13 protein-coding genes are annotated in these 13,672 nt (G+C 53.0%); all 13 read left to right on the forward strand.

Going from position 1 to position 13,672, the window contains the following annotated elements:
- Window positions 1–44: 44 nt before the first annotated feature.
- The 13 genes from D888_RS0107360 to D888_RS0107420 all read left to right on the forward strand — a co-directional run bounded on the left by D888_RS0107360 (window position 45) and on the right by D888_RS0107420 (window position 13,495).
- Window positions 45–1,109: an NADH:flavin oxidoreductase/NADH oxidase gene (locus D888_RS0107360; RefSeq protein ID WP_020675908.1), complete on the forward strand. Its 1,065-nt coding sequence runs from the start codon at window positions 45–47 to the stop codon at window positions 1,107–1,109.
- A 165-nt stretch (window positions 1,110–1,274) separates the two neighbouring features.
- Complete coding sequence (locus tag D888_RS0107365) at window positions 1,275–1,652, forward strand: DUF423 domain-containing protein (RefSeq protein WP_020675909.1); 378 nt, start codon at window positions 1,275–1,277, stop codon at window positions 1,650–1,652.
- 250 nt (window positions 1,653–1,902) lie between these two features.
- Window positions 1,903–3,300, forward strand: a complete 1,398-nt coding sequence (locus D888_RS0107370) for a PLP-dependent transferase (RefSeq protein WP_020675910.1) — start codon at window positions 1,903–1,905, stop codon at window positions 3,298–3,300.
- Window positions 3,301–3,371: 71 nt separating this feature from the next.
- Window positions 3,372–6,107, forward strand: coding sequence for an ATP-binding protein (locus tag D888_RS22975; protein ID WP_020675911.1), 2,736 nt, complete (start codon window positions 3,372–3,374; stop codon window positions 6,105–6,107).
- A gap of 149 nt (window positions 6,108–6,256) precedes the next feature.
- Window positions 6,257–7,891 carry an ABC-F family ATP-binding cassette domain-containing protein gene (locus D888_RS0107380; protein WP_020675912.1) on the forward strand — a complete coding sequence of 545 codons (1,635 nt, stop codon included), beginning with the start codon at window positions 6,257–6,259 and terminating at the stop codon, window positions 7,889–7,891.
- A 48-nt stretch (window positions 7,892–7,939) separates the two neighbouring features.
- Window positions 7,940–8,116 (forward strand): hypothetical protein, encoded by a 177-nt coding sequence (locus D888_RS23955; protein ID WP_020675913.1) that lies wholly within the window; start codon window positions 7,940–7,942, stop codon window positions 8,114–8,116.
- A 58-nt stretch (window positions 8,117–8,174) separates the two neighbouring features.
- Complete coding sequence (locus tag D888_RS0107390) at window positions 8,175–8,318, forward strand: hypothetical protein (protein ID WP_156826963.1); 144 nt, start codon at window positions 8,175–8,177, stop codon at window positions 8,316–8,318.
- Window positions 8,319–8,462: 144 nt separating this feature from the next.
- Window positions 8,463–9,035 carry a CDP-alcohol phosphatidyltransferase family protein gene (locus D888_RS0107395; RefSeq protein WP_020675915.1) on the forward strand — a complete coding sequence of 191 codons (573 nt, stop codon included), beginning with the start codon at window positions 8,463–8,465 and terminating at the stop codon, window positions 9,033–9,035.
- Between the two features lie 20 nt (window positions 9,036–9,055).
- Window positions 9,056–9,625: a hypothetical protein gene (locus tag D888_RS0107400; RefSeq protein ID WP_020675916.1), complete on the forward strand. Its 570-nt coding sequence runs from the start codon at window positions 9,056–9,058 to the stop codon at window positions 9,623–9,625.
- A gap of 95 nt (window positions 9,626–9,720) precedes the next feature.
- Window positions 9,721–10,182 carry an Lrp/AsnC family transcriptional regulator gene (locus tag D888_RS0107405; RefSeq protein WP_020675917.1) on the forward strand — a complete coding sequence of 154 codons (462 nt, stop codon included), beginning with the start codon at window positions 9,721–9,723 and terminating at the stop codon, window positions 10,180–10,182.
- Between the two features lie 12 nt (window positions 10,183–10,194).
- Window positions 10,195–11,463: a diaminopimelate decarboxylase gene (gene lysA, locus D888_RS0107410; protein ID WP_020675918.1), complete on the forward strand. Its 1,269-nt coding sequence runs from the start codon at window positions 10,195–10,197 to the stop codon at window positions 11,461–11,463.
- Window positions 11,464–11,465: 2 nt separating this feature from the next.
- Window positions 11,466–12,767, forward strand: a complete 1,302-nt coding sequence (locus tag D888_RS0107415; protein ID WP_020675919.1) for a class I SAM-dependent RNA methyltransferase — start codon at window positions 11,466–11,468, stop codon at window positions 12,765–12,767.
- Between the two features lie 302 nt (window positions 12,768–13,069).
- Window positions 13,070–13,495, forward strand: a complete 426-nt coding sequence (locus D888_RS0107420) for a ferredoxin domain-containing protein (protein ID WP_245554998.1) — start codon at window positions 13,070–13,072, stop codon at window positions 13,493–13,495.
- Window positions 13,496–13,672: the final 177 nt, after the last annotated feature.

Genomic DNA, 13,672 nt, shown 5'->3' on the forward strand with positions numbered 1-13,672 from the left:
CGGTGTTCTGCTCGAGGCAGCTTTTTCCTTTTGGAGGTCCTCTCATGAGTCAGTTATTTACTCCCCTGAAGATGCGTTCCCTGACGTTACGTAACCGGATTTGTGTTGCGCCGATGTGCCAATATTCCTGTGTTGACGGGGTGCCGAACGACTGGCATCTGGTCCACCTTGGCAGCCGTGCCGTTGGTGGCGCTGCCCTGGTGATGGTCGAGGCCAGCGCGGTAAGTCCAGAGGGGCGCATCAGTCCTGCTGATTGTGGCCTGTGGAACGACAAGCAGACCGCTGCTTTTGCACCGATAGCTGCCTTTATCGCCGCTCAAGGGGCGGTGCCTGCCATCCAACTGGCCCATGCCGGGCGCAAGGCCTCGGTGCAGCCTCCCTGGCTGGGCGGTGGAGCCGTCTCGATTGACGAGGGTGGTTGGCAGCCTCTGGCGCCCAGTGCACTCCCTTTCGGTCCCGATTTTCCCATGCCGCAGGAGTTGGCCGATACCGAGATTGAGCGGATTTGTGACGAGTTTGTTGCCTCGGCTCAACGCGCCTTGCGGGCCGGGTTTCATGTCGTTGAAGTTCATATGGCGCATGGTTATCTGTTGCACCAGTTTCTCTCTCCCTTGAGCAATCGCCGCACCGATGCTTTCGGCGGTAGCCTTGAAAATCGTATGCGTTTTCCGCTGCAGGTAGCGCGTCGAGTCCGCGAAGTCTGGCCGCAGGAGCTACCAGTGATGGTGCGTATTTCTGTGACAGACTGGGTTGAGAATGGCTGGGATCTGGCTCAGTCGATGGAACTCTGTCGGCAACTCAAACAACTGGGGATCGATCTGATTGATTGCTCTTCCGGTGGGCTGGTGCCCACTGCTGTCATACCGGCTGGTCCCGGATTTCAGACGCCGTTTGCGGCGGATATCCGCTCCGCAGTCGGAATCGCCACCGGCGCCGTCGGGTTGATTACCGCGGCGGTTCAGGCCGAGCAGATAATTGCGACCGACCAGGCTGATGTCGTTTTTCTGGCACGTGAACTGTTGCGCGACCCCTACTGGCCGATTCATGCCGCGCAACAACTCAAGGTGAAACATTGTTGGCCGCAGCAGTATGAGCGAGCCAAACCCTGAATCTGGCGGTCAGGGGTGTGGGTTGAATTGCATCAGCCAGAATGTCGAGATTAAAAGGATTTTGACATATGGGGCGGCGTCAAAAGGCAGCCCTCTTGAGTTACTTCTGGCTTTGCTTAACTGATGCTTTTTATAGTGTTGTCTCAGCTTATCAAGAGGTCCGATATGAAACTTTTTCTTGTGCTTGGTGGTCTTAACGCTTTTATTGGTGTCGCGCTGGGGGCCTTCGGTGCCCATGGTCTGAAATCCAGAGTCGCACCCGAGATGTTGACTGTCTGGCAGACCGGAGTTCAGTATCATCTGATTCATGCCCTGGCATTGGTGTTAATCGGCATCCTCTGCCACCTGATGCCAGAGGCGTTGCTGTTCCGGGTCTCAGGCTGGGCGTTTCTGAGCGGCATCCTGCTTTTTTCGGGCAGCCTCTATCTGATGGTGCTGACCGGTACGCGTCAGTTAGGGATGATTACACCGCTGGGTGGGCTGGCATTTCTGCTGGGCTGGCTCTTGTTGGTCCTGGCGGCCTGGCGTTATCCCGGAGTCTAAGGGATAAACCAGGTAACAGAAGTCTGTCCTTTTTGTCTCGCGTCCTGACTGAGGCTACACATGCTCCAGCGCGTGACCCTCGTTCATATCTTAATCGAGCCTTTCTTCGCGCTTCCCGCCTTCTTTTTGCTCCTCACGTGATACTGGAATCTTGGTCATATCACGATAGACTGATAGACAGCTCTTCAGGCTAGTTCTATGTTGCCGAAGGTTGAACTTCAGATCGCAAAACCTATTTCAGGAGGATTTTATGGCAGAGCAGAAGTATCCGCCCGGAATTCAGGCTTATATTGAGCGTGGGCAGCAGATGGCTGCTACCGAGGCGAAGCAGCGCACCCTGATGCGGCGTAAAAGATTCGATACTATCGCAGTGCACGGTATTTATGGACTGGAAGCGACACTGGCGCATCAGGGGAGCATCAATGAACCGGCTTTTCTGAGCTCGGCCCAGCATTTTGAAAACAGCGACCACATGGAAGCGGCGCTCGCTTATTTGATGCCATCCTGGGCCTACTCGCGTATCGCCAATCCGACCCTGCATTATCTGGAGGAGACTCTGGCTCTGCTTGAGGGCTACGGGTTCCCTGGCGAGGTCAGTTGCTGCGTCACCGCTTCTGGCATGTCTGCGATCTTTCTGGCGACCAACCCCTTTCTGGTTGAAGAGGGGCAGGGCCCGATAAATTGCGTTGTCAGCAGCAAATGTTATGGTGGCAGCTTCATGCTGTTCAACGAGCGTTATGCCAAGGAACGTGGAATTGATGTGCGTTGGGTCAAGGATCCTTTGGACCTTGGCGAGTGGGAAAATCTGGTGGATGAGCAGACTCGCTTTCTGTTCGGTGAGATGCCGAGCAATCCGGGTCTGAGCGTATTTGATGTCTGCGCCGTGGCGCAGCTGGCGCATCAAAACGGCATACCCCTGATCGTAGATTCGACCGTCGCCACCCCGGCCTTGTTGCGGCCACTCTGCCTTGGGGCAGACATCGTCGTGCATTCTGTAAGTAAAAGCATGAACACCGGCGGTCTGACTATTGCCGGTGCGGTGATCGCCCGACACCAGATTTTGAGTCTGGTCGGACCCGATGAATTGAAGGAGAATTTTGCCCTTTACCTGAAGCTGTTGCCCGGTCGGGATTTCGGCCCTGCCTTAAATCCTTTAAGCGCTCTGTTTGTCCTGAATGACCTTCATACCCTGCGCAGCAAAATGGATCTGTTGAGCCAGAATTGTCTGCAAGTTGCGCTATTTTTGGACCAGCATTCCGAAGTGACGGCAGTTTATTATCCTGGTTTACCTGCAGACAGCGGCCATGTTGTTGCAAGTCGGTTGATGCGTCTGGTCGACTGTGAATCAGATTCTGATACAGTGTCCCAGAGGTACGGACATCTGCTCAGCTTCAGGGTCAGGGGAGGGGCTGCCGCGGCGCGATTATTCTTTGATAATCTGCAGATGATCCTGCGCGCCACCGATTTGGGGCGGATCAAGAGCATCGCCACCATCCCGGCTATTTCCACTCACCAGCAACAGGGGGAACAAGGGCGGAGTCTGGCCGATATCCCTGTGGACCTGGTGAGACTCAACGTCGGAGGTGAACATCCAGAGGATATCATTCAGGACCTTGATCAGGCTTTGCGGGGGCTACGGCAGAGCTAGGAAGCTGTTGATGAGATGGTCTCTCAGGACCTTTGTGATTTGCCACACTTTGTGCGTCAGGAGTCGGATTCATGGGGGCAGAAAGCAACTTCAGTCCGGTCTCCTTTTGGGTGACGACCCGCAGATTATTCATCCTCGCGGTTTTGTGCGGTCTGCTCGGCGGAACAGTTGTCTGTGCCGCCGATACTGGACAGGTTCTGATCCTTCACTCCTACCATCCGGGGCTGCGGTGGACAGACGGCATTATGGCCGCGATGCAGGATCGACTGCTTAAACACCATCCGGGGCTCTCACTGCACGTCGAATATCTTGATACCAAGAGATATCCCGGGTCTGAATATTTATCCACCTATGTGGAAGGCGTGCTGCCACGAAAACTGGCCGGGCTCCATTTCGATCTGGTCCTGACCTCGGACAACGATGCTTTCAGTTTTGTTCGTCGTCACCGGAATGATCTATTTGCGGGGGTCCCGATCGTATTTTGTGGCGTCAACGGTTTTACTCCGCAGATGATTGCAGGTCTTGGCGGTATAACCGGCGTCGGAGAATTTCCGTCCTTCGATGAGACCATTAAATTGGCCCTGAGGCTTCAGCCTGCAACACGCGAGCTGATCCTGATCGGTGAAACCCAAACCGAGACTGGTCGTGAAATCGATCGGGGTCTGCATCGCCTGAAAGCGCATCTGTCTGAGACCCTGCCTATCCGGTTCTGGAATGACCGTCCCCTCGAAAAACTTATCGTTGCGCTCGGGCAGCTCAAAAAGGGTCAAGTCGTTTTACTCGCCAGTGTCTTGAGAAAGAGCTCGGGCGAGGTTCTCAGTTACGCCGAGAGTGCCCGGCAGGTGCATGATCACACGGTCGTACCGATTTACGGGGTCTGGGATTTTTTTCTCGGTCAGGGGATCGTCGGTGGTTATATTACCAGTTCCCAGGCTCAGGGGGATCTCGCTGCTGTTCTTGGTCTGCAGATCCTTGCGGGCGAAAGCCCTGATAACCTTCCGGTCATTCAAGCGGGTGGGAACCGCTATATGTTTGATGCCAACGAACTGCGGCGTTTCTCTATCCCGCAGGATCGTCTGCCGGCTGGAAGCATTTTTATCAATCAACCGGTATCTTTTTACCGTCTTCATAAGTGGCAGTTCTGGGCCGGCATGGTTATTTTATTCCTGTTGTGCTGCAGCCTCGTTCTGTTGAGTACGATGATCGCTATACGGCGCAAAGCTGCTATCGCGCTTGCCGAGCGAGCTCGCCTCGCATCTCTGGGGGCTGAGATTGGTCGAATTTTGACCCGTGGCGGTGATCTGCACGGGACTCTGCAGGCCTGTACCCAGGCGCTGGTCGAGCACACAGAGACGGTATTCGGCCGGATCTGGATTGTGAGCGAGAATGATCCCGAACTGCTGGAGCTCCGGGCGAGTGCCGGGCTCTATACCCGGATCGATGGCCGTCATTGTCACAAGCGGATCGGTGAATCGAAAGTTGGTCTCATCGCCCGCGACCGTCGACCGATCTTGAGCAATAATCTGATGGGTGATCCGTTGTTTACTGATCAGGAATGGATCTGTCAGGAAGGGATCGTTGGCTTCGCCGGATATCCGCTGGTAGTTAAGGAGCGACTGGTCGGGGTCACGGGGTTCTTTTCTAAAAAACCCATTACCGCTACCGTTCAGGCTTCGATCGCGTCGGTAGCCGATACGATTGCTGTCGGAATTGAGCGACACCGAGCTGAGGACGCGTTACAGGGAGCTTTTCATGCCGCAGAAGCAAGTCGCGACAACCTTGACGCCATCCTGCTCTCGGTCGCTGACGGCTTGATCGTCACCGATCTGGAAAACAGGGTGGTTTTGATCAACCAGTCGGCCGAGGAGCTGCTCGACATTCACTTCAGTGAAGCCTGCGGGCTTCCCTTTGAGACCGCGCTGCAGGGGAAGACGTTCGCGGTGCAGCTTGGAAAGCTCCTGCGCAATTTGCTTGCGGAGAACTCCCTGGAACTTGCTCTTTCCGGATCCGGGTGCGGAGAAACTCGCACACTGCTGGTACATACGGCCCCTGTCTATCGGAGTGATCAAAGCATCGGCGGCACAGTGGCAATTCTGCGTGACGTCACGCGCGAGCGAGCGCTAGATCAGCTGAAGAGCGAATTTATCGCTATCGCTGCTCATGAGCTGCGTACTCCGTTAACCACGATCCTCGGCTATGCCGAGCTCCTGTTAGCTGAGCAGGATGCACAGGCTTTTACTCAGGCGCAACGCGAAGAGTATTTGGGTTACATTGTTCAGAAAAGCGAGATACTGGAGAAGATCATTGAAGAGTTGCTTGATCTGGGGCGGATTGAAACTGGCAGGACGCTTGTTCTGGATAGTCAACCTTGTGAGATGATCGTCATGGTCAAGCAGATTGTTGGTCACTTTCAGAAGGAGACCCGTCAGCATCAGTTTGATGTCATTTGCCCGCTGGAGTGCCTTGAATTGAGGGTTGATCAGGCGAAAATGCAACGGGTGTTCGACAATCTGCTCAGCAACGCGGTTAAGTATTCGCCTGCCGGAGGGACTATTCAGGTCGAAGGCCGAGTCGTCGATGGCTGGCTGGAGGTGTCCATTACAGACAAGGGGATCGGGATGACGTCTGAACAGGTTGCCAGGGCATTCGATAAATTCTACCGTGCAGATACAGCTAATACCGCGGTGAGTGGACTCGGTCTTGGCCTGACCCTCTGTAAGGGGATCATTGAGGCGCATGGAGGTTTTATCTGGATTGAAAGTACCTTGGGTCAAGGGTCGAGGCTGACTTTCCGCCTGCCCTTATAAATATAGAATTTTTGGTGCCGGGCGATCATCAGCAAAAAGCGTTGCCTGGGCCAGGGGATCAGTGATATAGCTTGATGGTGCGAAGACCACGGGGTTTGGCCCTGTGGTCTTTTATTTTCCGAAAATCAGGTTTAAGGGATGATTGACCCATGATCAGTGCATCAAATATCTGTCTTGCTTATGGCAAACGGACCATTTTTAAGAACGTTAATATCAAATTCACGCCAGGCAACTGCTACGGTCTGATCGGTGCCAACGGTGCCGGGAAATCGACCTTTCTTAAGATACTGGCTGGAGATACCGAACCCGACAAGGGCGAGGTCGCGATCGCCAAGGGACTGCGTCTGGCCGTCTTGCGCCAGGATCAGTTTGCGTTTGATGATGAAACGGTCTTCAACACAGTGATTATGGGTCACAAGCGGCTCTATGAGGTGATGGTCGAGCGCGAGGCAATTTATGCCAAAGGAGAGTTCACCGAAGAAGATGGTGTCCGCTCTGGTGAGCTTGAAGCCGAGTTCTCCGAGATGAACGGCTACGATGTCGAATCTGAAGCGGCGGTCCTGCTGAACGGCCTGGGGATCGGCGAAGATCTGCGACAGAAGAAGATGAAAGAGCTCGAAGGAGGAGAAAAAGTTCGGGTTCTCCTGGCGCAGGCCCTTTTTGGCAATCCGGATATTCTGTTGCTCGATGAGCCGACCAACCACCTGGACCTGAAATCGATTCAATGGCTCGAAGAATTTCTTGGTCGTTTCCAGAACACCGTGATCGTGGTCTCTCACGACCGGCATTTTTTGAATCAGGCCTGCACCCATATTGCCGACATCGATTTTGGCACCATCCGCGCCTATGTCGGGAACTATGATTTCTGGTACGAGGCGAGTCAGTTGGTGCTGAAGCAGAAACAGGATGCGAACCGCAAGACCAGTGACAAGGCCAATGAACTGAAAGAATTTATTGCACGCTTCAGCTCCAACGCGTCCAAGGCCAAACAGGCAACCTCGCGCAAAAAGCTGCTTGATAAGCTGGAGATCGAGGAGATGCCGGTCTCTTCGCGCAAATACCCCTTCGTGCTCTTCAAGCCCGAACGCCCCTGCGGCGATATTATCCTCGAAGTGAAGGGTCTGACCAAAAGTATCGGTGGGATCAAGATTCTCGACAATTTTGATCTGACTGTGAGCAAGGGCGAGAAGATTGCCTTCGTTGGTGGCAACAGCCTGGCCAAGACGACTTTGTTGCAGATTTTGGCGGGGGACCTCAAACCGGACAGCGGAACTTGTCGCTGGGGTATAACGATCACCAGCTCCTACTTTCCTAAAGAGAACAGCAGCTATTTTGCCAATGACCTGAGCTTGATCGAGTGGCTCTGTCAGTATCCACCGCATGAGGGTGAAAATTTTGCCCGCGGATTTTTGGGGCGGATGCTTTTTTCAGGGGATGAAGCGACCAAGATGACCAATGTGCTGAGCGGTGGCGAAAAGGTCCGTTGCATGCTGGCGCGCATGATGCTGACCAGCGCCAATGTGCTGATTTTTGATGAGCCGACCAATCACCTGGACCTCGAATCGATTACGGCACTTAATAACAGCCTGATGGAATTTTCCGAAGTGATCCTTTTTACCTCGCACGACCAAAAGTTTGTCTCTACGATTGCGACCCGTATTATTGAATTGACCTCGGGTGGTGTGATCGATCGGGTCATGAACTTTGATGAGTATCTGATAAATCCGGATGTCAATGCATTGCGCGCCAAACTCTGTCAGGGTGAAGCTGATCTCAAACTTTAACTCTGGTAGTATTCGACGGTTTCGAAGTTTTACGCATAAGGAGTGGTCATGGAACAACTTATTCTGGTTTGGGTTGTGTTTGGTGCCGCGGCGGCCTCTATGGCAAAAGGCAAGGGGCGTAATGTCTATTTATGGATGCTGATCGGAGTCCTGATCGGTCCTTTTGCGGCCTTGATTGTCGGGCTGATGAAAAAGACAGAGACCGGCGATAAGAAATATGACTAAGGGGAAGAAAAGCCAAAAGAAACCCCAATTATCCGTTTTTGCCGAGGCTCGGCAACATATGGCGACAGATTTTGAAAAAATTCTGCCGCAAAGTTTACATGGTCGCAAAGGGAAGTGGAAGTTCGGTCTTCTGCTGGTCTTTTTCGAGTTAGTGGTGCTGGGTCTGTTGGGGGGGTCTATTTACCGTTGGTTTGCTGGTTAATCTTTCACCTTTGCCATAATTTTGCGCTCGGAACTTAACTCCTCCCATCCCCGAGTTACACGCAGCCACCCGAACTCTGGTCGGCTGGAAAATTTTCTGTTACTATCTCCGAATTCTTCTCTGACCAATCCAAATCGGGGTTCCATGCAAAAACACCGCTATCTCTATCTGCAGATTTTAACCGCGTCGCGCATTTTTCTGGCGGCCATTCTGGCGAGCGTTTTTGCCGTTTACGGTCTAAATGCCTGGACAATCCTGGCTGCGGCTATTCTGGGTTGCATGGCTGAACTGACTGACCTGTTCGATGGGATGCTGGCGCGGAAGTACGGACTGACCAGTGATTTTGGTAAGTTTTTTGACCCCTATACTGATTCGATCGCCCGCCTCATCATGTTCTTTGCGTTGGCCTATGTCCATCTGGTGCCGCTCTGGTTACCGGTCGTGATGGCGTTGCGTGATGTGTCGGTCAGCTATATCCGTCTGTTTGCCATGAAAGAGCATGTCGTCATGGCTTCACGACTGTCAGGCAAGATCAAAGCCTGGGCTCAGGGTGTCGGGTTTTTCCTGCTGTTGTTGATTGGACTTTTGGGCCGATTTGATCTTAACCTCAGCCAACTTGTCCCGTATATCGCCCTGTTTGTTCTGCTCGTCACCCTGTGGTCCCTGTTCGATTACGCAGCGTATCTCTTTTATCTGGTCAGAAAAAAAACGCCTTAGACCCCGATTACGGAATCCTGATGAATCATGTCCTTTACAGCCTGGTTGCCGGTCATCGTCAGCGTCTTGCTCTGGCCAGTTTGTTTGCTGGAGCAATCAGGCAGGGGACGGCTGAGGTCGATCTCGCCGCGTTAAAGGCTTCTGGGATCGCCGCCCTGGTGTTCGATTTCGATGGCGTCCTGGCTCCCCATGGGGCACAAGCGCCGCTGCCAGAGACAGAAAGGGTACTCGCCCAGGCTCTGGAAGTTTTTGGTTCCGGTCATGTTTATATCCTGAGTAACAAGCCATCTCCTGAGCGTCTGGCCTATTTCAAGCGACAGTTCCCCAGCATCATTTTTATCAGCGGTGTACGCAAAAAGCCCTATCCAGATGGCTTGATGAAAGTTGCATCCGTCGGACAATACGCGCCAAATCAGATCGCCCTGCTCGATGATCGACTCATGACCGGCGGTTTAGCCTGTGTTCATGCAGGCTCTAAATTCGTATATATTTCGAAACCTTACACATCATTCCTTCAACACCCTTTTAAAGAATTTTTTTTCGCCAGCGTACGTCTCTTCGAGGTGCTGCTGGCCCGCCTTGCTGCTTGAAAAAAATAAATGTTTACTGTTTATTCGTTGGCCTTTGCTTTTAGGTGCATACCCTATTGACTTCAGGCCTGTGGGCAGAATAATATTCTGCGTATATGAGTGATTCGAGAATATTTGACGATATTGATCTGAAGATTTTAGAGATTCTTCAGGAAAAAGCCCGTATCCCCAACGCCGAGGTTGCCCGTCAGGTTGGCATGGCCCCCTCGGCGATCCTGGAGCGGATTCGTAAGCTGGAGTTGCAAGGGGTTATTCAGGGGTATGAGGTACGTCTCGACCCGGCCCATTTTGGCCAGGGATTAACCGCTTTTGTTGAACTACAGACTTCCGGAGCAGTCGATATCGGGCAACAACTCATGGCGATCCCCGGTGCTCAGGAAGTCTTTCAGACCAGTGGAACCAGTAACTACCTCTGCAAATTGCGCTTAACGTCCCTGGAGGATCTGGGGCGTTGTTTGCGCGATGACTTCGGTGCCCTCGATGGTGTCAGTCATGTCAGCGCCAGAGTCGTACTTGATACCCTCAAAGAAACTCGCAAGATCAGTCTTGACCTATAAGGAGCCAGTCTCATGCCGATGTCAAAAGATTTCAAAGTCCGCTTGGAGCCCGTTATTGAGGAGATTGCCGCCCATTACGGAACCCCTTTTCATATTTATGACGAAGTTGGCATCCGCGAAACAGGTGAGGCGCTTAAGCGCGCATTTGCCGGTATCGAAGGGTTTCAGGAGTATTACGCGGTCAAGGCGTTACCAAATCCCAAAATTCTTCAATTGATGCAGGAGATGGGTTTTGGTTTCGACTGCAGTTCGATTCCGGAGTTGATTCTCAGCCGCAACGCTGGTGCGCGCGGCGAGCAGATTATGTTCACCTCGAATAATACCACCCTTGAAGAGTTCAATTTCGCCGCGCAGGACGGCGGTTGTATCCTGAATCTGGATGATATCTCGTTGCTCGAGAAAGTGCCGGAAATGCCTGAACTGGTCTGTTTTCGATATAATCCCGGTCCGCGCCGCACTGGCAATATCATTATCGGTAATCCGGTCGAGGCCAAGTACGGGGTAACCCATGATCAGCTGGTGGAAGCATACCGCAGAGCACAGAAGCTGGGGGCCTGTCGTTTCGGTCTGCATACCATGGTTGCCTCGAATGAACTCGACTACACCTACATGGTTGAAACCTCGCGGATGTTACTGGAGCTCTCCACCGTTGTTGAGAAGGAACTTGGCATCCGCTTTGAATTTGTCAATATCGGCGGCGGTTTTGGCATTCCTTATCGTCCTGAGCAAAAACCCCTCGATCTGCAGGCGATGTCACAGGAGATCACTGCGCTCTTCGCTCAATTTAAGGTCGAGCATGGGTATGCGCCGCGAATGGTTATGGAGAGCGGCCGTTTCATGACCGGCCCACATGGCGTCTTGGTGACCCGTGCGATCAACCATAAAAATACCTACCGTAAATATGTCGGGGTTGATGCCTGCATGTCATCCTTGATGCGACCGGCGATGTACGATGCCTATCATCATGTAGAGGTTGTCGGTGGTGATGAACGCGCAACCGAGGTGATTGATCTGGTCGGTTCATTGTGTGAGAACAATGACAAGTTCGCGGTCCAGCGGGAACTGCCGCAGATCGCCGAAGGTGATCTGCTCGTGATTCATGACTCCGGCGCTCATGGACATGCGATGGGTTTTCAGTATAACGGACGTCTGCGGCCCAAGGAATTGCTGCTGCGCGCTGATGGACGTGTTGAACTGATCCGGCGGGCTGAAACCAACGAAGATTACTTTGCGACCAACAACTTTAACGCTGATGAGTTCCGCCCTGCAGGTCGGGGTTAGGCGTGCCTGAAGGGCTGATCGGACCGCTCGAGATCCATTCCCTCGCTTTTGGCGGGAACGGTGTTGCCCGCTATGACGGGCGCGTAATCTTTGTGCGCGGTGCGGTCCCTGGTGACCTGGTCCGGGTTCGGGTGCTGCGTGAAAAAAAACGCTATGCCGAAGCCGAAGCCGTGCACTTTGATCGGCTGTCGCCAACGCGCTGCGAACCGGGTTGTCCGGTCTTTGGCGAATGCGGTGGCTGTCAGTGGCAGATGCTTCCTTACGCAGCGCAGTTAGAGTACAAAACCCGGATTTTTCGGGACATCTTGCGCCGGCAGGCCGGTGTCGCGGAAGAGCTGATTTTGCCGATCCTGGAATCGCCGGCCATCTGGAATTATCGATGCCGCATGCAGTTTAAGTGTGAGCTGCGTTCAGATGCCAGGCTGGCAATCGGATTTTTTCGTCCCGGCAGTCATCAGGTGGTCGATACAGACAGCTGCCCGGTAGCGGCGCCGTTATTTAATCGGTTGTTGCCTGTGGTACGAAGCCTTTTGCAACAAACTCCCTTCGCCGCGCACATTTCACAGCTCGATATGGAGTCAGGTGACGCTGAGGATGTTCGTCTGGTGCTGCACTACGCAGGCTCTGACCTCAAAGGTTTAAGTCGGTGTCTGCAGCCCTTGTTGAGTAATCAATCGCTTTCGCTTTATGTGCAGCAGGGGAGGAAATCTGCCTTGCAATATCTGGGTGGCCCGCGTGAATTGACGTTTAGTGTCGACAGTCCCGCACTGGAACTTTCTTACGGAGCCGGTGGTTTTTCACAGATTAATCTGGAACAGAATCGCAGGATGGTTGCTGAAGCGTTGCGTATGGTAGATGTCCAGCCTGACTGGCGGGTGCTTGATCTGTATTGTGGGATGGGGAACTTCAGCTTGCCCTTCGCGTCTCGAGTGGCGCAGGTAGTTGCCGTCGAGGAATTTGCTGGTTCAGTAAAGCAGGGGGCGGTTAACGCCCGTCGCAACCGGATCGAAAATATTGAATTTGTCGCGCGCTCAGCCGCGGGAGCGTATGTGGCTTTCAGCGCAGCAGCTGGCTTTGATCTGGTGATACTCGATCCGCCACGTAGCGGTGCCAGGGAGGTTGTCACTGATCTGGTTGCGCAAAAGGCGCCGCGAATTCTCTACGTTTCCTGCGACCCAATGACTCTGGTGCGGGATCTCAATGAACTCCAGCGGGGGGGGTACCATTTGGTCGCAAGCAGACCTGTCGATATGTTTCCGCATACCTGGCACCTTGAAAGCTTGACCATGCTGGTGCGTGATTGATCTGATTTTGGTTTGGTCAAAAAGGACGCTGATCAAAGCGTTTGGTTGTGATTCAATTCCATTATATTTTATCGACCATGTATGTCCAGTAGCTCCCGTTTTTAATGAGTCAAGCTTGCAGTTGTCCAACGGGATGTCTATTATGGATCCTCTGATTCGCTGCTTGTCTCTGTTGTCCCTATGCTGGAGATTTTTTGATGTTGCAATTAAATACCGAAATTGAATCAAAAGGCCTACTGGAGTCAGCGCGACAGATCTGCCTTGCAGCTCGCACAGCCCCCAAGGGACGAGGGAAGGATCTTTTGACAACTGCAATAGTTTCTGGACCAGAAAAGAAGCTGATTGCAGAACGCATGCGTCAAATCGGCGAGCGCTGTGTCCTGCCGTTTTTTCTACGTGATGCCGACAATATCGATGCGGTCGAACTGCTGGTACTTATCGGCACGTGCAAGGAACCGCTTGGTCTTCCACACTGTGGCTTCTGTGGCTTTGCTGATTGCCGGACCATGCTTGACGCTGGAGGATGCTGCAGTTTTAATGTCGGAGACCTTGGTATTGCGCTCGGTTCTGCCGTGAGTCGTGCGGCAGATATGCGCGTGGATAATCGCATCATGTATTCAGTTGGCAAGGCGGTTCTTGAACTGGAGCTGCTGGATAAATCGGTCTCACTTGTTTATGGCCTGCCACTCTCAGCGACAAGTAAAAGTCCCTTTTTTGATCGGGGTTGATGGTCTGTTTTGATGTTTGCTTATTTTCTGGACATCAGGGTCAGATGCTGTTTGTTTCTTGGGCAGTGTTGTTCAGGGTGACCAGCGCTCAATAACACCTTTTGTCGCCAAAGAGCCCGAATATGAGGCCTTTAAATATCGGTTCTTTCCGGTTGATCTCTGGGCATACATATTGCG

Origin of the sequence: Geopsychrobacter electrodiphilus DSM 16401, assembly GCF_000384395.1 — a bacterium.
Taxonomy (GTDB): Bacteria; Desulfobacterota; Desulfuromonadia; order Desulfuromonadales; family Geopsychrobacteraceae; genus Geopsychrobacter; species Geopsychrobacter electrodiphilus.

Coding starts and splice junctions, on each gene's coding strand:
- D888_RS0107370 (WP_020675910.1), top strand. CDS start 1,903: ATGGCAGAGCAGAAGTATCCGCCCGGAATTCAGGCTTATATTGAGCGT.
- D888_RS0107405 (WP_020675917.1), top strand. CDS start 9,721: ATGAGTGATTCGAGAATATTTGACGATATTGATCTGAAGATTTTAGAG.
- D888_RS0107365 (WP_020675909.1), top strand. CDS start 1,275: ATGAAACTTTTTCTTGTGCTTGGTGGTCTTAACGCTTTTATTGGTGTC.
- D888_RS0107390 (WP_156826963.1), top strand. CDS start 8,175: ATGGCGACAGATTTTGAAAAAATTCTGCCGCAAAGTTTACATGGTCGC.
- D888_RS22975 (WP_020675911.1), top strand. CDS start 3,372: ATGGGGGCAGAAAGCAACTTCAGTCCGGTCTCCTTTTGGGTGACGACC.
- lysA (WP_020675918.1), top strand. CDS start 10,195: ATGCCGATGTCAAAAGATTTCAAAGTCCGCTTGGAGCCCGTTATTGAG.
- D888_RS23955 (WP_020675913.1), top strand. CDS start 7,940: ATGGAACAACTTATTCTGGTTTGGGTTGTGTTTGGTGCCGCGGCGGCC.
- D888_RS0107360 (WP_020675908.1), top strand. CDS start 45: ATGAGTCAGTTATTTACTCCCCTGAAGATGCGTTCCCTGACGTTACGT.
- D888_RS0107400 (WP_020675916.1), top strand. CDS start 9,056: ATGAATCATGTCCTTTACAGCCTGGTTGCCGGTCATCGTCAGCGTCTT.
- D888_RS0107395 (WP_020675915.1), top strand. CDS start 8,463: ATGCAAAAACACCGCTATCTCTATCTGCAGATTTTAACCGCGTCGCGC.
- D888_RS0107380 (WP_020675912.1), top strand. CDS start 6,257: ATGATCAGTGCATCAAATATCTGTCTTGCTTATGGCAAACGGACCATT.